The organism is Bradyrhizobium genosp. A (assembly GCF_049949275.1).
GTDB lineage: Bacteria > Pseudomonadota > Alphaproteobacteria > Rhizobiales > Xanthobacteraceae > Bradyrhizobium.
The window spans coordinates 1,614,221-1,633,785 of sequence record NZ_CP188196.1 but is presented as its reverse complement, the minus strand read 5'-3'; the positions used below and the strand labels follow the sequence as shown (position 1 = coordinate 1,633,785).

Annotated in this window: 18 protein-coding genes; 5 read left to right on the top strand and 13 right to left on the bottom strand. The window is 64.3% G+C overall.

Translation table 11 applies throughout. The features are described from left to right. Positions 1–13: 13 nt before the first annotated feature. From ACP2YP_RS07625 to ACP2YP_RS07585, 9 genes are all read right to left on the bottom strand, one after another. Positions 14–1,111 carry a calcium:proton antiporter gene (locus ACP2YP_RS07625; protein WP_426423390.1) on the bottom strand — a complete coding sequence of 366 codons (1,098 nt, stop codon included), beginning with the start codon at positions 1,109–1,111 and terminating at the stop codon, positions 14–16. 59 nt (positions 1,112–1,170) lie between these two features. Continuing rightward, positions 1,171–1,971, bottom strand: coding sequence for an alpha/beta hydrolase (locus tag ACP2YP_RS07620; protein ID WP_426423389.1), 801 nt, complete (start codon positions 1,969–1,971; stop codon positions 1,171–1,173). 79 nt (positions 1,972–2,050) lie between these two features. Next, positions 2,051–3,451 (bottom strand): NAD(P)(+) transhydrogenase (Re/Si-specific) subunit beta, encoded by a 1,401-nt coding sequence (locus tag ACP2YP_RS07615; RefSeq protein ID WP_426423387.1) that lies wholly within the window; start codon positions 3,449–3,451, stop codon positions 2,051–2,053. Between the two features lie 39 nt (positions 3,452–3,490). Further along, positions 3,491–3,808: a proton-translocating transhydrogenase family protein gene (locus ACP2YP_RS07610; protein ID WP_426423386.1), complete on the bottom strand. Its 318-nt coding sequence runs from the start codon at positions 3,806–3,808 to the stop codon at positions 3,491–3,493. Positions 3,809–3,829: 21 nt separating this feature from the next. Next, positions 3,830–4,960, bottom strand: coding sequence for a Re/Si-specific NAD(P)(+) transhydrogenase subunit alpha (locus ACP2YP_RS07605; RefSeq protein WP_426423385.1), 1,131 nt, complete (start codon positions 4,958–4,960; stop codon positions 3,830–3,832). A 136-nt stretch (positions 4,961–5,096) separates the two neighbouring features. Then, complete coding sequence (locus ACP2YP_RS07600) at positions 5,097–5,249, bottom strand: aa3-type cytochrome c oxidase subunit IV (protein ID WP_008136857.1); 153 nt, start codon at positions 5,247–5,249, stop codon at positions 5,097–5,099. 97 nt (positions 5,250–5,346) lie between these two features. Next, complete coding sequence (locus ACP2YP_RS07595) at positions 5,347–5,742, bottom strand: type II toxin-antitoxin system death-on-curing family toxin (protein ID WP_426423383.1); 396 nt, start codon at positions 5,740–5,742, stop codon at positions 5,347–5,349. Positions 5,743–5,754: 12 nt separating this feature from the next. Further along, a complete protein-coding gene (locus ACP2YP_RS07590; protein WP_027532460.1) occupies positions 5,755–5,979 on the bottom strand; it encodes an AbrB family transcriptional regulator in 225 nt (74 codons plus the stop codon). A 105-nt stretch (positions 5,980–6,084) separates the two neighbouring features. Further along, positions 6,085–7,995, bottom strand: coding sequence for a M3 family oligoendopeptidase (locus ACP2YP_RS07585; RefSeq protein ID WP_426423382.1), 1,911 nt, complete (start codon positions 7,993–7,995; stop codon positions 6,085–6,087). A 127-nt stretch (positions 7,996–8,122) separates the two neighbouring features. On the opposite strand from ACP2YP_RS07585, the gene ACP2YP_RS07580 reads away from it, so the two are divergent. From ACP2YP_RS07580 to ACP2YP_RS07570, 3 genes are all read left to right on the top strand, one after another. Continuing rightward, a complete protein-coding gene (locus ACP2YP_RS07580) occupies positions 8,123–9,619 on the top strand; it encodes a sigma-54-dependent transcriptional regulator (RefSeq protein ID WP_426423380.1) in 1,497 nt (498 codons plus the stop codon). 351 nt (positions 9,620–9,970) lie between these two features. Next, complete coding sequence (locus ACP2YP_RS07575) at positions 9,971–12,208, top strand: L,D-transpeptidase family protein (protein WP_426423379.1); 2,238 nt, start codon at positions 9,971–9,973, stop codon at positions 12,206–12,208. Positions 12,209–12,484: 276 nt separating this feature from the next. After that, entirely contained in the window at positions 12,485–14,107 is a 1,623-nt protein-coding gene (locus ACP2YP_RS07570; RefSeq protein WP_426423378.1) for a DUF882 domain-containing protein, read from the top strand. A gap of 6 nt (positions 14,108–14,113) precedes the next feature. Here the strand turns inward: ACP2YP_RS07570 and ACP2YP_RS07565 are convergent, their stop codons facing one another. The 4 genes from ACP2YP_RS07565 to ACP2YP_RS07550 form a co-directional block, all read right to left on the bottom strand. Continuing rightward, positions 14,114–14,533 (bottom strand): DUF1801 domain-containing protein, encoded by a 420-nt coding sequence (locus ACP2YP_RS07565; RefSeq protein ID WP_426423377.1) that lies wholly within the window; start codon positions 14,531–14,533, stop codon positions 14,114–14,116. Positions 14,534–14,576: 43 nt separating this feature from the next. Continuing rightward, positions 14,577–16,343 carry an adenylate/guanylate cyclase domain-containing protein gene (locus tag ACP2YP_RS07560; RefSeq protein ID WP_426423376.1) on the bottom strand — a complete coding sequence of 589 codons (1,767 nt, stop codon included), beginning with the start codon at positions 16,341–16,343 and terminating at the stop codon, positions 14,577–14,579. 116 nt (positions 16,344–16,459) lie between these two features. Next, positions 16,460–16,732, bottom strand: a complete 273-nt coding sequence (locus tag ACP2YP_RS07555) for a DUF2312 domain-containing protein (protein ID WP_008546273.1) — start codon at positions 16,730–16,732, stop codon at positions 16,460–16,462. A gap of 191 nt (positions 16,733–16,923) precedes the next feature. Further along, positions 16,924–17,229, bottom strand: coding sequence for a DUF1244 domain-containing protein (locus tag ACP2YP_RS07550; RefSeq protein WP_426423375.1), 306 nt, complete (start codon positions 17,227–17,229; stop codon positions 16,924–16,926). Positions 17,230–17,408: 179 nt separating this feature from the next. Here ACP2YP_RS07550 and ACP2YP_RS07545 point away from each other — a divergent pair, with 179 nt between their 5' ends. Together ACP2YP_RS07545 and pyk are read left to right on the top strand one after the other, a co-directional pair. Then, positions 17,409–18,005: a DUF1036 domain-containing protein gene (locus ACP2YP_RS07545; RefSeq protein WP_426423374.1), complete on the top strand. Its 597-nt coding sequence runs from the start codon at positions 17,409–17,411 to the stop codon at positions 18,003–18,005. After that, positions 18,002–19,438 (top strand): pyruvate kinase, encoded by a 1,437-nt coding sequence (gene pyk, locus ACP2YP_RS07540; RefSeq protein ID WP_426423372.1) that lies wholly within the window; start codon positions 18,002–18,004, stop codon positions 19,436–19,438. The genes ACP2YP_RS07545 and pyk overlap by 4 nt, the downstream gene beginning before the upstream one ends. The last annotated feature ends 127 nt before the right edge of the window (positions 19,439–19,565 follow it).

Sequence of the window (19,565 nt, the reverse complement as noted above, 5' to 3'; positions counted from 1 at the left end):
CTGGGGAATCGGTTCAGGGTACGAAGACCATGAACACGTAGACGGCAAATACCACCATATGGACCAACCCGAACAGGACATTGGTCCTGCCGGTGCCGAAGGTCAGCATGCTCAGCAGGAATGTCAGGAACAGCAGCGCGGTGTTCTGGGGATTGAGGCCCAGCACCAGCGGCCGATCGATCACATAGGTGGCGAGCCCGACCGCCGGAATGGTCAGGCCGATGGTTGCCAGCGAGGACCCGAGCGCCAGATTGATGCTCTTCTGGAGGTCGTTCTTGCGAGCCGCGGCGATCGCGGAAACGCCCTCCGGCATCAGGATCAGGAGCGCGACCAGGAGGCCCGCGAACGCCGGCGGGGCGCCGATCCTGTCGGCGACCGCGTCCACCACCAGCGAGAATTTCTTGGCGAGGAGAACGACGGCCAGCAGCGAGACCAGCAGCAGCGCGATGCTGAGCCCCAGCATCTTGCCCGGCAAATGGGTCTCTCCGCCCTCGCCATCGGCCCTCTCATGGACGAAGTAATCCTTGTGCAGGACGGTCTGGGTGTAGAGGAACACGCCATAGAGCACGATCGTCACGAGATCGACGAAGCCGAGCTGGAGCGTCGAGTAGATCGGGCCCGGCGTCGTCATCGTATAGTTGGGCATGATCAGCGTGAGGGTTGCCATTGCAATCAGCACGCTGAGATAGACGTTGGCGCCAGAGATCTGAAAACCCTGCTCGCGGTAGCGCAGGCCGCCGATGAAGACGCAGAGGCCGACGAGGCCGTTGCAGACGATCATCACCACCGCGAAGACGGTGTCGCGCGCGAGCTCCGGCGCGGGCTTGTCGCCGAGCATGATCGTGGTGATCAGCGCGACCTCGATGGTGGTGACCGCGAGCGTCAGCAGCAGCGTGCCGTAGGGCTCGCCGATCCGCTCCGCGATCACCTCGGAATGATGCACGGCCGCGAACACGGTGCCGAACAGGATCACCAGCAGGACGACCGCGAACAGGCCGCCGCCGGGCGACAGGGTGAAGCCGTAGCCGGTCACGGTGACGATCAGGAACAGCAGCACCGCCAGGGCGGGGAAGATCCAGGACGACCGCGGCATCGGTTCGTGTGCACTCATGCAGGGATTCCTTCGGTAGGGTCACCGATTATGCGCGAGAACATCGCGCCCGTCAGCCCTCAAGCGCCGTTGATGAATTGTCGCGCGATCTCGATGGCACCGAAGCCGGCGAGATCGTCGTGGCCACCGCCTGGAATGCGAACGAACCGCTTCGGCTCGTGAGCCAGTGCGAACAGCCGCTCGCCGAATGCGAAGGGAATCACGGGGTCGTTTGTACCATGCATGATCAGCAGCGGCGCTGTGACGCGGCCGATACGCTCGTCCGACCGAAACTGATCCCGCACCAGGAAGCGAGCCGGAATGAAGCGATACCGCGGGGCAACGACGTCGGCCACTGACGTGTAAGGTGCTTCAAGGATCAATTTTCCGACGGGGTGCTCGGACGCAAGCCCCACCGCGACGCCCGTCCCGATCGAAAATCCCCACACGACGATGCGCTGGGTCTCATAGCGTGCGGCTGCGAATGCATAAGCAGCCGCGGCATCTCGCAGCATGCCCTGTTCGCTTGGCGCGCCGGTCGAGCCGGCATAGCCGCGATAGGATAGAGCGATGAGCCCCGTGCCGTCCGCCGTCATCGCCTCGAAGCGGTTGACGCGGCCGGCCAGGAAATCACCGTTACCGTGGAAATAGACGATCACGGAGTGGCCGGGCTTGGCCGGCACATGCCAAACGATGATCTTTTCGCCGTCCGACGTCGTCAGAAAATGTTCTTCGGCCGTCGTAAACCCCGCCGCGGCAGGTGCCGTCCGTTCCGTGGTCGGAATCGGAAAAACCATCTCGCGCTGCCGGAGAAAGAGCAGCACGAGGCCGGCGAGATAGCCGACCGCAAGGATAATAGCGATCCACCTGACGACGGTCATATCGGCCGGAAGCTCACGTCAGCCACACACCGTCACATCGGCCGGCGCGCCGATTGACGCGCGCCGGTCCCGCCTGACGCTACATCGCCTTGACGATGTTCTCGGTGACCTTCTTGGCGTCGCCGAGCAGCATCATGGTGTTGTCGCGGTAGAACAGCGGATTGTCGATACCGGCATAGCCCGACGCCAGTGACCGCTTGATGAACATCACCGTGCCGGCCTTCCAGACCTGGAGCACGGGCATGCCGTAGATCGGCGAGGTCTTGTCCTCTTCGGCCGCCGGGTTGGTGACGTCGTTGGCGCCGATCACGAAGGCGATGTCGGCCTGCGCGAATTCGGAGTTGATGTCCTCGAGCTCGAACACCTCGTCATAGGGCACGTTGGCCTCTGCCAGCAGCACGTTCATGTGGCCGGGCATGCGGCCCGCGACCGGATGAATGGCGTACTTCACCTCTACGCCTTCCTTCTTCAGGATATCGCCCATTTCACGCAGCGCGTGCTGGGCCTGTGCCACTGCCATGCCGTAGCCGGGCACGATGATGACCTTGGAGGCGTTCTTCATGATGAAGGCCGCATCGTCCGCCGAGCCGAGCTTGGCCGGCTTCTGCTCGCCGCCCGCTCCGCCGCCGGCCGCCGCGGTCTCGCCGCCAAAACCGCCGAGGATGACCGAGATGAAGGACCGGTTCATCGCGTGGCACATGATGTAGGACAGGATCGCGCCGGAAGAACCGACCAGTGCGCCGGTAATGATCAGCGCGGAGTTGCCCAGCGTGAAGCCGATGCCGGCCGCGGCCCAACCCGAGTAGGAGTTCAGCATCGAGATCACGACCGGCATGTCGGCGCCGCCGATCGGGATGATCATGAGCACGCCGAGCGCCAGTGCCAGGATGACGATCATCCAGAAGTCGAACGCGCTGCCCGACATCACCAGCCCGACGATGAAGACGACGAGCGCGATCGCGAGCGCGATGTTGATGATGTGGCGGAACGGCAGGATGATCGGGGCGCCACTCATGCGCGCGGACAGCTTCAGGAACGCGATCACCGAGCCGGTGAAGGTCAGCGCGCCGATGGCGACGCCGAGCGACATTTCGACCAGGCTCTGCGCGTGGATGTTGCCGGGAGTGCCGATGTCGAAGGCCTCGGGCGCGTAGAACGCGCCGGCGGCGACCAGCACCGCGGCCATGCCGACCAGCGAGTGGAAGGCGGCGACGAGTTCCGGCATCGACGTCATCGGCACGCGACGCGCGATCACCGCACCGATGCCGCCGCCGATCGCGATCGCGAGGATGACCAGCAGCCAGGCCACGCCGTCAGCCGGCGGATGGCTCGCCAGCGTGGTGGCGACCGCGATCGCCATGCCGATCATGCCGAACAGATTGCCCTGGCGCGACGACGCCGGGCTCGAAAGTCCGCGCAGCGACAGGATGAACAGCACCCCCGCCACGAGATACAAGAATGCAGAGAGATTAGCGCTCATCTCAGGTCCCCATTGATCCCATCAGCCCGAGGTGGCCGCTTACTTCGCCTTCTTCTTGTACATCGCCAGCATGCGCTGGGTGACAAGGAAGCCGCCAAAGATGTTCACGCAAGCGAAGATGAGCGCGACGAAGCCGAAGCCGCGCGCCCAGCCCGAACCGCTCGAGACATTTGCGACGCCGACCGCAAGCAGCGCGCCGACCACGATCACCGAGGAGATCGCGTTGGTCACGCTCATCAGCGGCGTGTGCAGCGCAGGCGTCACCGACCACACCACGAAATAGCCGACAAAGACGGCGAGGACGAAGATCGACAGCCGGAAGATAAAGGGGTCGACGAGTTGTGCAGCATGCTCCATGGCGGCTCTCCTTAGGCCCAATCAAGCCGACTTGGGCTGGAAGTTCGGGTGGATCACGGCGCCGTCCTTGGTCAGCGCGGTGGCCTTGACGAGCTCGTCGTCCCAGTTGACGGCGAGCGTCTTGTTGGCCTTGTCGACCATCGTTTCGATGAAGTTGAACAGGTTACGCGCGTAAAGGTTCGACGCCGAGGCCGCGACACGGCCGGCGACATTGGTGTAGCCGACGATCTTGATGCCATCGACCTCAGCGACTTCGCCGGCCCTGGCGCCCTCGACATTGCCGCCGCGCTCGACGGCGAGATCGACCAGCACCGAACCGGGCTTCATCGACTTGACCATCTCGGCCGAAATCAGCTTTGGCGCCGGCCGGCCCGGGATCAGCGCGGTCGTGATCACGATGTCCTGCTTCTTGATGTGCTCGGCGGTGAGCGCGGCCTGCTTGGCCTGGTACTCCCTGGACATCTCCTTGGCGTAGCCACCGGCGGTCTGCGCGTTCTTGAACTCCTCGTCCTCGACGGCGAGGAATTTCGCACCGAGCGATTCGACCTGCTCCTTGGTCGCGGGCCGCACATCGGTCGCAGTGACGATGGCGCCGAGACGGCGCGCAGTCGCGATCGCCTGGAGGCCGGCAACGCCGACGCCCATCACGAACACTTTTGCGGCGGGCACGGTGCCGGCGGCGGTCATCATCATCGGGAAGGCACGGCCGAAGGCCTCGGCGCCTTCGATCACGGCGCGGTAGCCGGCGAGGTTGGCCTGCGACGACAGCACGTCCATCACCTGCGCGCGGGTGATGCGCGGCATCAATTCCATCGCGAAGGCGGAGACGCCGGCATCGGCGATCGTCTTCAGCGCGGCCTCGTTGCCATAGGGGTCCATGATGGCGATGACGAGCGCACCGCGCTTGTATTGCGAAAGCTCGGACGCCTCGGGGCGCTTCACCTTGATGATGATGTCGGCGTCAGCAAGCGCATCGGCGCTGACCGTGGCGCCTACAGCGGTGAACTCGGAATCCGGCAGGCCCGATTTGAGGCCGGCGCCCGGCTCGACGGCGATCTCGGCGCCCAGCGCCTTGAACTTCTTCACCGTATCAGGCGAAGCGGCAACACGCGGCTCCGACGGATCGATTTCCTTGGCAACGGCGATCTTCATAGGCCCTCCGGCGACGCGGGAAAAAGCGCGCGCAAACTTAGCGTTACTCCCGCAACGTTGGATACCGGTTTTGGAACCGGCTTGTATGCAATTTTTATAAGCATCCGCCAGCGCTGGCGGATGCAGCCGGCGATAGTCAGGTCAGGAAGATCGCCATCAGGATCACGATGAGCGCGACCGAGGCCGTGCCGTACTTCACCAGCTTGATGAAGCCCTCATAGGTCTGCTCGTGGGCGACGTAGTCGTTGCCGTCGGCAGTGGTGTACGCCACTTCGCTATGGTCAGCCATGGAATGTCCCCAGTCGGAAGTCGAATTCTTCGGCTGGGATACCTTAAACCTTCGGGCAGGGCAACGGCACCGAAGCGCGGTTTTCCGGCAAATCGGCTCATTTGGAATCCAGATTATCGCGGATCCAGCGGACGAGGCTCCGCTCGCTGACTTCACCGGCAGCGAGGGAGAGGATGATGGTCGTTGCTTCTGCTGGATCAGGACTGAAAGCCACAGCATTCCGGTGCAGGAAGACCATCATCGCCAGGAAGGCGATGCGCTTGTTTCCATCAACGAATGCGTGGTTTTTCGCGAGCCCGAATGCGTAAGCAGCAGCTAGTTCGTCGAGCTGCGCCTGCTCATAGCGCCATTTGTTGATGGGCCGCTCCAATGCTGAACGCAACATGCCTTCGTCGCGTAATCCCGGCGCACCGCCGAAACGGCGGAGTTGTCGGCCATGAATTGCGACAGCCTGCTCGTAGGTGATCCAGAGCGGCTCTTCGGGCTCGCTCATTTGAACAAGGTCTTACTTCGCTAGCGCAGCGAGAGTGTCGCGATATTTGTCCATGATCTCGTCGGCGATTTCCATCGTCCGCTCGAAATCGGGATCGTACGGCAGAAGCTGGAAACCACCGCCAGGCAATTCCACGATGTGGAGTTGCTGTCCGCGCTTGAGATCGAGCCGCTGCATCAACTCGCGAGGCAGCAACAGACCATCCGAATTACCGATCTTCTTGATCTCGATCTTCATGGCCTTCCTGCCATCTCGATGTGTTATACACATGTATAACATAGGCAGAGCGGAGGTTCAACAGATGTTTTACGTGACCTCCGCGCGCGCCGAGCCCGTCCCCCTTCAGCCCATCGCCTCCAGCTCGTCGATCATCCCGGCGATGACCGAGAGCCCGCCGTCCCAGAATTTCGGATCCTTGGCATCGAGCCCGAACGGCCGCAGCAGCTCGGAATAATGCTTGGTGCCGCCGGCTGCGAGCATGTCGAGATAGCGCTCGGCAAAGCCTTCGGCCGCGTTCTCGTAGACGGCATAGAGCGAGTTCACGAGGCAATCGCCGAACGCATAGGCGTAGACATAGAACGGCGAGTGGATGAAGTGCGGGATGTACATCCAGTAGTTCTCGTAGCCCGCCTTGATCTCGATCGCCGGCCCCAGGCTCTCGCCCTGCACCGACAGCCAGAGTTCGCCGAGCCGCGTCGCGGTGAGCTCGCCGTTCTTGCGCTCGGTGTGGACGGCGCGCTCGAACGAATAGAACGCAATTTGCCGCACCACGGTATTGATCATGTCCTCGACCTTGCCGGCGAGCAGCGCCTGGCGCTGCTTTGCGCTCTTGGTCTGCGCCAACAACCGCCTGAACGTGAGCATCTCGCCGAATACGCTCGCGGTCTCGGCCAGCGTCAGCGGCGTCGGCGCCATCAGCGCGCCGTTCTTCGCCGCCAGCACCTGGTGCACGCCATGGCCGAGCTCATGTGCGAGCGTCATCACGTCGCGCGGCTTACCCTGGTAGTTCATCAGAACGTAAGGGTGCGCCGACGGCGTGGTCGGATGCGAGAAGGCGCCGGGCGCCTTGCCCGGGCGCACCGGCGCGTCGATCCAGCGGTCGGCGAAGAAGCGCTCGGCGATCTCGGCCATTTTTGGCGAGAAGCCGCGATAGGCCGACAGCACCATGTTTCGCGCATCGGGCCAGCCGATGGTATCGGTCGCGGCGAACGGCAGCGGTGCGTTGCGGTCCCAATAGGCCAGCCGCTTCTTGCCGAACCACTTCGCCTTCAGCGCGTAGTAGCGATGCGACAGTTTTGGATAGGCCGCGCGGACCGAGGCGACCAGCGCATCCACCACCTCGCGCTCGACGCGATTGTTCAAATGGCGGGAGTCCGCGACATCCTTGAAACCGCGCCAGCGGTCGGAGATGTCCTTGTCCTTGGCGAGCGTGTTGGTGATCAGCGCGAAGGTGCGCTCATTGGCCTTGAAGGTTTTCGCCAGAGCTTCCGCCGCAGCCTTGCGCTTGGCGCCGTCGCGGTCCTGCAGGAAGTTCAGCGTCGGCTCGATCGCGAGCTCTTTGGCGCCGACCTTGAAGCGCAGGCCGGAGATGGTCTGGTCGAACAATCGGTTGAACGCGGAATAGCCGGTTTGCGCCTTCTCCAGGAAGAGCTGCTCGAGCTTGTCGTCGAGCTGATACGGCTTCTCCTTGCGCAGGTCTTCGATCCACGGACGGTAGTGCGCGAGCTCGGCGGCTTGCATTGCGCGGTTCAAAATATCGTCATCGACGCGGTTGAGCTCGAGCGCGAAGAACAGAAGATGCGTCGACGCGGCCGTCAGCCGCTCGGAGACGTCGCCGTAAAACTTTGAAATCGCAGGGTCCACGCTGTCGCCGGCGTGGACGAGGCCGGCATAGGAGCCGAGACGGCCGGCGAGATCGTCAATCGCCTCATAGCGTCGCACGGCTTGCGCGAGCCATTTTCCGCCATCTTCGTTTGCTGTGCCTGTTGCGAGCTTGCCCTTGTAGTCGGTCTCGAACGCGACGCAATCGGCATCCATTGTTTCGAGATCGCGCGCCACTTCCGGCGCATCGATCCCGGAATAGAGATCGGCAAGGTTCCACTCCGGAAGCTTGCCTGTCTTGCTCGCAGAATTAGCGGAGGGTTTTGCCTTGGCAGCAGATTTCTTGACAGCGGATTTCTTGGCAGCGGATTCTTTGGCAGCGGATTTTTTGGTGGCTGGCTTACGAAGTGCAGTCTTGGAGCGCGAAGTCATTGTGTGGGAAACCTGTGTTCAACAAACGCTGCGGCGGGCGGGGGCATCAAGGTTTAAGAGTGCGTTAATCGGCTTCGGCCAGAGTGACCCGATTCGAGACAGATAGTAGTAGCGTGCGGGGAGCACCATGGCTGCCAGTATTTTGATCGCCGACGACGACGCCGTAGCCCGCCGTCTGGTCGAGAACATGGTGCAGAAATGCGGCTATGAGACGGTCGTCGTCGAGTCCGGCGACGCCGCGATCGCAGCCCTCACCGCCCCCGATGCACCTGTTATCGACGCCGTGATCCTCGATCTCGTCATGCCCGGCCTCGATGGCATGGGCGTGCTGGCGAAAATCCGCGAAGCGGGCCTCAGCGTCCCCGTCATCGTGCAGACCGCCCATGGCGGCATCGACAACGTCATCTCGGCGATGCGCGCCGGCGCTGCCGATTTCGTGGTGAAGCCGGTGGGCCTGGAGCGGCTCCAGGTTTCTCTGCGCAACGCGCTCAACGCCTCCGCACTCAAAGGCGAATTGCAGCGCATCCGTCACAGCCGCGAGGGCCGGCTGACTTTCTCCGACATCATCACGCGCGCCGAAGCGATGGCGGGCGTGATGCGCACGGCCCAGAAGGCGGCGAACTCCTCGATCCCGGTGCTGATCGAAGGCGAGTCCGGCGTCGGCAAGGAGATGTTCGCACGCGCCATCCACGGCAGCGGCGAGCGCAAGGCAAAGCCCTTCGTTGCAGTCAATTGCGGCGCGATCCCCGAAAATCTCGTCGAGTCCATCCTGTTCGGCCACGAGAAGGGTGCCTTCACCGGCGCGACCGAGCGGCATACCGGCAAGTTCATCGAGGCCCATGGCGGCACGCTGTTTCTGGACGAAGTCAGCGAGCTACCGCTGACCGCGCAGGTCAAATTGCTCCGCGCACTGCAGGAAGGCGCAGTCGAGGCCGTCGGCGGCCGCAAGCCCGTGAAGGTCGACGTCCGCATCATCTCCGCGACCAATCGCAAGCTGCTGGACCGGGTGAAGCAGGGACACTTCCGGGAAGATTTGTTCTACCGCCTGCACGTGCTGCCGCTGACGATCCCTTCACTCAGGGCCCGGCGCGAGGACATCCCGTATCTGTTGCGGCATTTCCTGGCGCGCTTTGCCGCCGAAGAGAACCGCCCGATCTCCAGCGTCAGCGGCGAGGCCATGGCGCATCTCGCCCAGCTCGACTGGCCCGGCAACATCCGCCAGCTCGAAAACGCTGTTTACCGCGCGGTCGTGATGAGCGAGGGCGACCAGCTCGGTCTCGACGATTTCCCGCTGGTGGCCTCACATCCGCACTCCGCAACGGAGATTCCGACCGCGCCGCTGATGATCGAGCCGATCGCGGCACCCTCCGTCGTATCAGGTAATGAAATACCAATCGCGCCGCTGCCGCTGGCTGGGTCTCTCTCGATGTTGACCCCCACCGGCGATGTCCGACCATTGGAGGACATGGAGAACGAGATCATCCGCTTCGCGATCTCGCACTACCGGGGACAGATGTCCGAGGTGGCGCGTCGTCTCAAAATCGGCAGGTCCACGCTCTACCGCAAACTCGACGAAGCCGGGGTTCCCGGACATGGCGGAAAAAGCGGCGAAGAGACGCACTGAACCGCATGCGAACGGAGGTTCGCGCGGCCCGGCATTGCGCCCGCAACCCGTTGAATTACGGCAAAATTCGACAGCAAGCCAAACCGTGACTTGGAAGTGACAGACACCGGGAAAAGCGCGTGGTGAAACCGCACAATCCGTTGCAAACAGGCTCTCTTGAAGTCAGTTTGTCGTGAATTGTCCCGGCTAGCGCTGGCTGCAAAATCGGGGCCTGTATATCGTCTGCGTATGAATCGTTGCGTGCAGGCGTGCAACTTTTGAGAGGCCGGCGCGGTCTAGCCGAAACTCAATCAATTAGGCGATAACGAAAGCTGTTCCACGAGGGACAGTTCACCCAAGGGGTGCGACACAATGCGTGACTGTTTGAACCACCGTGCAGGCTTCGATCGTGTCTTGATGACGGTCGCGGCGACCTTCTTCACGGTATCGGCCGGCTCGGCGCTGGCACAGGATCAGCCGCGCAGCAGCGCCGCTGAGCTCGCGATCGAAGCCGCGATCCCGCGCCCCGAGCCTGCAAACGTCCCGCCCCCGACCGCATCCGACATCAAGCTCGACACCACCGCCACCGTCCAGGACGCGCCGAAGGAAGCCGCCAAGGCCGAAGCCGCTCCGGCTCCCGACAAGGTCGAGACCAAGCCGTCCGATGTCGCCACCACGCCGGCAGCCGACGCTCCGAAGGCCGAGACGGCCAAGACTGAGACGGCCAAGACCGAACCCGCGACGGCCGAGCCCGCCAAATCTGAACCTGCCAAATCCGAACCTGCCAAGGCTGATACCGCAGCAGCACCGGCGGCCACCCCCGAGGCACCTGCGGCGGCAGCAGCGACCCCGGCCGCCGAGCCCGTGAAGGCCGCGAGCAACGTCCCCGCCGCCGACCAGCCGGTCGCCGACAAGATCAAGGATATCATCAGCGCCAAGACCTCGCGCCATTTCGACCGCAAGAACGAGCGCGCCGCCGTCGAGAAGTTCTACGGCGCCCGTGACTTCGCGCCGGTCTGGACGCAAGCTGGCAGCCTGACGGCCGCAGCCAAGGGCGTGATCGCGCGACTGAAGGATGCAGCGTCCGACGGTCTTAATCCCGCCGACTATCCGGTGCCGGATTTCGCCGCCGCCACGACGCCCGATGCGCTCGCCGATGCCGAGCTGAAGCTGACCGCCAGCATGTTCGACTATGCGCGCCAGGCGCAGAGCGGTCGCATGCACTGGTCCCAGGTCAGCGCCGACATCCTCTATCCCGAGCATCCGACCGATCCAAACGAGGTGCTGACCAAGGTCACGACGGCAGCAGACGCCTCCGCCGCACTCGACAGTTACAACCCGCCGCAGAAGCTCTACAAGGAGCTGAAGGCGAAGCTCGCGCAGCTGCGCGGCCAGGGCGACGGCCCGGCGATCGAGATCACCGACGGCCCGGCACTGAAGTACACGCCCGCCAAGGGCAAGAAGCAGGCTGAAGTGGTCGTGGAAGATCCGCGCGTGCCGCAACTCCGCGCCAAGCTCGGTATCACCGAGAACGCGAGCGACGCGCACTACGACGCCGCGGTCGCCGAAGCCGTGCGAAGGTTCCAGGACGGCGTCGAGATCAAAGCGACCGGCGTGCTCGACGCGCAGACTGTGAAGGCGCTGAACAGCCCGAAGCGCGACAAGCAGATCGATACCGTGCTGGTGAACATGGAGCGCTGGCGCTGGCTGCCGCGCGACCTCGGCGTGCCCTCGCTGGGCGACGCCTACGTCATCCTCAACATTCCCGACTACACGCTGAAGGTGATGCAGCGCGGCCAGCAGGTCTGGACCACCCGCGTCGTCACCGGCAAGCCGGGCCAGCACGCGACGCCGCTGCTGACCGAGACGATGAAGTACATCACGGTCAACCCGACCTGGAACGTGCCGCCGTCGATCGTCTATGGCGAATATCTGCCGGCGTTGCAGCAGGACCCGACCGTGCTTCAGCGCATGGGCCTGAAGCTCGAGCAGAACCGCGACGGCTCGGTGCACATCTCGCAACCGCCCGGCGAAGCCAACGCGCTCGGCCGCATCCGCTTCAATTTCCCGAACAAGTTCCTGGTCTATCAGCACGACACGCCGGACAAGAACCTGTTCGCCAAGGAGGATCGCGCCTTCAGCCACGGCTGCATGCGGGTGCAGAATCCGGATCAGTACGCCTCCGTGCTGCTCAACATCACCCTGCCGGGCGAGAAGTACACGCCGGAGCGCGTACGCAGCATGTACGGCTCGGGTGAGGTCGACCTGAAATTCCCGACACCGATCCCGGTCAACATCACCTACCAGACCGCGTTCGTGGACGACGGCGGCAAGCTGCAATTCCGCAAGGACGTCTATGGCCGCGACGCGACCATGATCAACATCCTGAAGAACGGCCGCGGCAAGGATCTCGAGACCGTCGTGGCCCGCTCGCAGCCGAGTTATTCGCGCCCGGCGACGACGCTGCCGTCCGGCGTGGCGATCGCCAACAATGGCGGCGGCTTCGGCTCGTCGGGCCCGAACTTCTTCGAGCGGCTGTTCGGGGCCCCGACCCCGCCGCCGGCCCCGATCGGCCGCCGGCCCCAGCAACAGCGGGTATTCACCCGCTGAGCCCCCGCCCAGCGCCAAAAATTCTTCAATGAAATCAGCGATCCCGTCCTATGGATGGGGTCGTTTAACGTTAACCATTCGCCACCCGGGTTCGGGCAGTGGGCGTCTTTTCGCCACACTCAGCCGCTTAGGTTTGTATTCTGACTTGGTTTGGGGGCGGGAAGGTAAGTTCGAATTAACCTTCTCGCTTTAACAAAGCGTTCACCCTCTTTCGCGCGCTAACGGGGTTGGCGGGAGAGTCCATTTTGAACGCTGGTCGACTGGGTGGGCTCTAACGTGCTGACTGGTCTCGCACGCCAATTCGCTGTGCTGTCGTTGTCCCATGTGGGAGTGGAGGCCGGATCCCGGATCGGCCTCGCTTCCGTATTGCTGCTGGCGGCTGCCGGTTCGGTTCATAACGCCGCCGCGCTGAACGAAACCAAGACGCTTTCCTTCCATCACACCCATTCCGGCGAAGATCTTACCGTCACCTTCAAGCGCGACGGCCGCTACGACGAAGCCGCGCTGAAGACGCTGAACCACTTCCTGCGCGACTGGCGCACCCAGGACGAGACGGTCATGGACCGTCACCTCTTCGATATTCTCTGGGAAGTCTATCGCGACGTCGACGGCAAGCAGCCGATCCAGATCATCTCCTCCTATCGCTCCCCCGCCACCAACGCCATGCTCCGCCGCCGCTCCTCGGGCGTGGCGCGCTTCAGCCAGCACATGCTGGGCCATGCGATGGACTTCTACATTCCGGGCGTGCCGCTGGAGCAGATCCGTTTCGCCGGCCTGCGCTTGCAGCGCGGCGGCGTTGGCTTCTACCCGACCTCCGGCTCGCCCTTCGTGCATCTCGACACCGGCAGCATCCGGCACTGGCCGCGCATGACGCATGACCAGCTCGTCCGCGTCTTCCCTGACGGCCGCACGGTCCACCTCCCGACCGACGGCACACCGCTGAAGGGTTACGAGCTCGCCAAGGCCGACATCGAGAAGCGTGGCAATGGCGACGACGCCGCGACCGCCGGCAAGCCGAGCTTCTTCGCCGCCCTGTTCAAGGGCAAGTCGGCTCCCGCCAGCAGCGACGAGGACGACGAGGGCGCACCCGCCGTGGCCGAGAAGCCGGCAGCGCCGACCGTTGTCGCAGCCGCCGCCAAATCGGCCGATCTGGTCCCGACGCCCCGCGCCAAGCCGTCGGTCGCCGCTGCGATCCAGCTCGCTTCGGCCGATGCGCAGCTGGTTGCGCCGCCCAAGCCGAAGCCCGCGCCCGTGGCTGACAAGCCGGCTGCCGGCAAATCTTCTGACGGAAAGCCCGAGACCCCGGCCGACATCATCAATGCCCGCGGCTTCTGGGATGCACCCGCCACGCCGCAGCAGGCGACGCCCGCCCAGGTCGCAGCCCTGAGGGCGCGCCAGGCGCTTGCCGCCGCCTCCGACCCGCAGCCGACCGCGAGCGTCTCCAACGCCGCCTATCAGGCACTGGCCTATGCGCCGGCTTCCGCTTCGTCGGTCGACCGCGCCAGCGTCGTCGCCGCCTCTGCGCCGATCCCGCGCGGCGTGCGCCCGGTGTCCGCAGCCCGCAACGCCGCGCCGGCCACCGAGATCAATACCGTCGTCGGCAAGAGCACCGACGGCATGATCGCCACCGCGACCCGGCTCTCCGCACCCAAAGGCGAGAGCATCTGGCTCAAGATCGCGATGCTGTCGCCGAGCGCCAGCCGCGCGATGTCAGTCACGCTGATGGGCGAGCTCGATATGGCCGCGATGCGCGCCTATTTCGTCAAGCCGCAGACCGTGGTCGCGATGGGCTTTGTCGACGATCCCATGCAGGGCTTGTCCTGCGACAGCTTTTCGGGCAGCGCCACCGCCAAGCTCGAGACGACGTCGTTCGTGATGCGCACCGCCGCGCTGCGCTGAGCGCGGTTAGCGCTTCTTCCGCCGGTCCAGATGATACGTCAGCGCCAGCGACAGGCAGACTGGTAGCTCCTGCTTCGGTAGCTTGCCCGCCACCGGTAGCAGCAACGCTCTGGTCTGCCGGTATTCAAACTGATCGGGAAAACGCTCGCGAAAGGTGTCGACCAGCGTCGTCTTGCAGTTGAACAGGATGGCGGCATGTTCGGAATCCTTGAGGCGGCCGAGCCGGATTGTCGAGCCGCTGCCGGTCTCGTCAGTCAGGTAGGCAGGCTCGCCCCATTTCAGCGTTTCGGTGAGCCGGCCGACATTGTCATGCGCCGCAGCCGTCGCGAAAATCAGGTCGCGCACCTGAAGCAGCCGCTTGCCGATCGGCGCCGGGAAGGAGTCGAAAACGCGGCTCACTTCGCGTGGCAACGGCGGCTCAGTCACGGTTTCACTCTCGATCGCTCATCGGTCTCCGGCGTCTGCCAGATCAGGCCGGCAGGCCAGCTCCGCGAAGGCCCGTCTCGTAGTGCCGACGGTCAACGTCGCGCTTATAATGCTGGGTGGAGAGATGATTGGCCACTGAAAATGCCGGCTCGCGCTTGAGAACCTCGGCCGCGTGAGCGCCGGCCGCAACCGCGTTGCCCATCTGGGCGAAGATCGCGGCAAGGAACGCGTGGTGGGTTTGATCGGGCCGCGTGATCCGTGAGAAAGCCTCGGCGGCTTCGGCGTATTTCTCTGCACAATAATAGGCGCGTCCGAGATGGCTCCAGAAGCGTTCCGGGTGATACGGGTTGAGCCGCATCGCCTTCCTGATCCAGTCGATGCCCTCCTCCGGCCGACCCAGCCAGGTCAGCAGTTCGCCCTGCTGCACCACCACGAGATCATAGTTCGGGTTGAGCGCGAGCGCCCGCTCTTGATGGTAGGCGGCCTTGTCATGGTCGTCGCGGTTCAGATTGAGCGCGGCGAGGATGCGGTGGACGTCGCTGTCATTATCGTCGAGGGCCAGCGCGGTCTCCAGCTCTTCAGCAACCTGTTGGAAGGTGGCGTCGCGATCCGCGCACCAGTTATAGACCCAGGTTTGGCCCAGGACGCACGCCTTCCAGGCGTGAGCGTGAGCATAATTCCCGTCGAGTTCGAGCGCCCGGTCGAGCAGAAGTTGCGCCCGCGCATTGTCTTCGCGATTGGAGCGATGGTGTAAGGTCTTTGCGGCCAGCACGCATTCGTAAGCCGCCATGTTGTCCGTTGGCTTGCGGTTCGCCCGATCGTGCGTGGCCGCCTCGACGCGGCCGGGCAACGTGGCGGCGATCGCCCGGGTCATCTCGTCCTGGATCGCGAAGATGTCCTTGAGCTCGCCGTCGTAGCGTTCGGCCCAAATGTGCCGGTCGGTTTCCGCATCGATCAGCTGCACGGTGACGCGGACGCGATCTCCGGCCTTTCGCACACTGCCCTCAATGACATAGTCGACGCCGAATTCGCGGCCGACGTCCTGCACCTTTACCGCCTTGCCCTTGTACACAAAGGTCGAGTTGCGGGAGATCACCAACAGGTCGCGGAAGCGTGAAAGCTCGGTGATGATGTCTTCGGTCAAGCCATCCGCAAAGAACTCCTGCTCAGGGTCGCCGCTCATATTGGCGAAGGGCAGCACGGCGATGGACGGCTTCTTCGACGTGCCGGTCGCCTTTGCGGTGCCCTTCGTGCCGTCTGTTGCGCTCGCCGGCCCCTCCTCCAGTCGAATCCGGTAGACGCGGATCGGACGAACGATGTTCTTGACGTTCTGCTCGCCGATATCCTCGAATGCAACGCCATCGAGGCGCTGGCCGAGCTGGTCGCGTACCGCGCTCGAGATGCAAATCCCTCCAGGCTCGGCCAGTGCCTCCAACCGCGACGCGACGTTGACGCCGTCGCCGAAAATATCGTTCTGGTCGACAATCACGTCGCCTAGATTGATGCCGACGCGGAATTGCATCCATCGCGGCGGCGGGACGTCGGCATTGCGCCGCCCCATCCGGCTCTGAATTTCAGTAGCGCACAGCACGGCGTCGACGACGCTATGGAATTCGACGAGCATGCCGTCGCCCGTCGTCTTGATGATGCGGCCGTGATTTTTGGCAATGGCCGGATCGATGAGCTCGATCCGATGGGTCTTGAGGCGCGCGAGCGTGCCAGCCTCATCGGCCTCCATGAGCCGACTAAAGCCGACCATGTCAGCCGCGAGGACCGCTGCGAGCCTGCGCTCTGGCCCTGGCACATCCATTGCTCGGTCCCTTCACCGAGCACTCTAGCAGATGAGCGGTTTTTGCCCAAGCTGGGTGCGCTGCAAATTGCGGCGGGACGAGGTACTCCTACCGGTGACGTCGCGGCCTCAGCGCCTCAGATCATTCCCAGCGCCTGCATGTAGGTCTCGAGAATCGTCTCGGCCTCGGCGCGCTCGTTGGGGTCCTGCTTGCGCAGGCGCACGATGGTGCGCAGCGCCTTGACGTCGTAGCCGTTGCCCTTGCTCTCGGCGTAGACGTCGCGGATGTCGTCGGAGATCGCCTTCTTCTCTTCCTCCAGCCGCTCGATGCGCTCGATGATGGATTTGAGCTGGTCCTTGGCAAATTTCGTCGCGGGCTCGTCGTCGCGGACGGCGGCGGAGGTGGCCATCTTGGTACTCCCAATGGAACTGGCAAAACGAGGTGACGCCGGCATCCTCACCGCGCGTGCTGCGAGAACCCTTAGGGTTGGCGCCGACTGCGTTCAAGCAAGCATCGCGCTCGTCCACAGCGCGCCCACACTTTCCTGCAACGGAGTGAAGAAAGCAGTTGTGTGGTGCGACTCGAGCCGCGCGCCTCCCGTCAGTGATTGTGGGGATGGACCTTCTTCATCGCCTCGAGCTGCTCGGGCGTCGCCGTGCCCTGGTACTTCGATTTCCAGGTCTCGTAGGGCATGCCGTAGACGGCCTCCCGGCTCTCGTCCTTGCTTAAGCTCACGCCTTGCGCGTCAGCGGCGTCCTTGAGCCAGTTGGACAGGCAGTTGCGGCAGAAGCCGGCCAGGTTCATCAGATCCACGTTCTGGACGTCCGTCCGCGTCTTCAGATGATCGACCAGACGCCGGAAAGCGGTCGCCTCGAGCTCCGTTCTGGTTTTGTCGTCGATTGCCATGGCTGGATCCCTCGGCTGTCACTCGGCTGACCCCTTGATGGAGGTCACCCTTACGGGATCAGGTGGGGTCCTGTCACAGATTTTGCCATATCGCGGCGCAAACGGCCTCGAAGCAGCCCAAGGGGCAGTTCCCCGGCCCTACGCCAAATCGTCAATCATCTGGTATACGTTCCGCGACAATGATCGCCGAATCTCCCCGCTCCCCCCTTCGCCTGCTCGCCCGGTTGGTCCCGGTGCTGGTGGTTGGCCTGTTGTGCCTCTGGGCCAGCCCGGCCTCGGCCGATTTCCGGCTCTGCAACAACACCTCGAGCCGGGTCGGCATTGCGCTCGGCTACAAGGACGCCGACGGCTGGACCACCGAAGGCTGGTGGAACATCTCGTCCCGCTCCTGTGAGACGCTGCTGCGGGGAACGCTGGTCGCCCGTTACTATTACATCTACGCGATCGACTACGACCGCGGCGGCGAATGGTCGGGGCAGGCCTTCATGTGCTCGCGCGACAAGGAATTCACCATCCGCGGCACCGAGGACTGCCTGGCGCGCGGCTATGACCGGACCGGCTATTTCGAGGTCGATACCGGCGAGCAGCGGGCCTGGACGGTGCAGCTCACCGATGCCAACGAGCAGCCTGCCCAGCAACGTGTCCCCGGGATGCCCGGCCCTGTCGGCCCCGGTGGCGGCGTTCCGGGTTTGCCCAATAGCCCGCCCGGTGGTACGCCCCCCGCCGCGCCTGGTCTTCCGCCAGCCCCCTCGCCACCGTCTGGAAATAAGCCATGAGGCGTCTTCGCCGTATCAAGATTCTCGCGACCCTCGGACCTGCCTCCTCGGATCTCGCGATGATCCGCCGCCTGTTCGAGGCCGGCGCCGACGTGTTCCGCATCAATATGAGCCACACCCCGCATGACAAGATGCGGGAGCTGGTGGCGACGATCCGCAATGTCGAGAGCAGCTACGGCCGCCCGATCGGCATCCTGGTCGATCTCCAGGGCCCGAAGCTCCGGCTTGGCGCGTTCGCCGAAGGCGCGGTCCAGCTCCAGAACGGCCAGACCTTCACGCTGGATTCCGACAAGACGCCGGGCGATGCCAACCGCGTCAACCTTCCCCACCCTGAGATTCTTGCAGCGCTCAGGCCCGGCCATGCGCTGCTGCTTGACGACGGCAAGGTGCGGCTGATCGCCGAAGAGACCACGAAAGACCACGCGGTGACGCGCGTCGTGGTCGGCGGCAAGATGTCCGACCGCAAGGGTGTCAGCCTTCCGGATACGGACCTGCCGGTCTCGGCGATGACGCCGAAGGACCGCGCCGACCTCGAAGCCGCCCTGGTCACCGGCATCGACTGGATTGCGCTGTCCTTCGTGCAGCGCGCCGACGACGTGCTCGAGGCCAAGAAGATGATCCGCGGCCGCGCCGCGGTGATGGCCAAGATCGAGAAGCCGCAGGCGATCGACCGCCTTGCCGACATCATCGAGGCCTCCGACGCGCTGATGGTGGCGCGCGGCGATCTCGGCGTCGAATTACCGCTCGAGCGCGTGCCGGGCCTGCAAAAGCAAATGACGCGCATGGCGCGCCGCGCCGGCAAGCCCGTGGTGATCGCGACGCAAATGCTGGAATCGATGATCCAGTCGCCGGTGCCGACCCGCGCCGAAGTTTCCGACGTCGCCACCGCCGTCTATGAGGGCGCCGACGCCATCATGCTGTCGGCGGAATCGGCGGCCGGCAAATTCCCGGTCGAGGCAGTCGCGACCATGAACCGCATCGGTGAGGAGGTCGAGCGCGACCCGATCTACCGGTCAGTGATCACGGCCCAGCGCCCCCCGCCGGAATCCACCGCGGGCGACGCCATTGCCGACGCCGCGCGGCAGATCGCCGAGACGCTAGACCTGCCCGCCCTGATCTGCTGGACCAGCTCGGGCTCGACCGCCGTGCGCGTGGCGCGCGAGCGGCCGAAGCCGCCGGTCGTGGCGATCACGCCGAACATCCAGGCCGGCCGCCGGCTCGCCGTCGTGTGGGGCGTGCATTGCGTGGTGGCGGAGGATGCGCGCGACCAGGACGACATGGTGAGCCGCGCCGGCCAGATCGCGTTCCGCGACGGTTTCGTCCGCGCCGGCCAGCGCGTGATCATCGTCGCCGGCGTCCCGCTCGGCATTCCCGGCACCACCAACATGGTGCGTATCGCCTCCGTCGGCCCCGAGGGCGACGCGAATATCTGAGGCGGCCGGCGCCCGGTCAACAAAAACGCGAAAACAACCCCATGCACAGTAGCCGGCCAGTCCGGCTGCTTTGCCCGGGTTTTGCGAAAAGACGTGCTCAGGCAACGACCTGAACGCGATCAGCTCA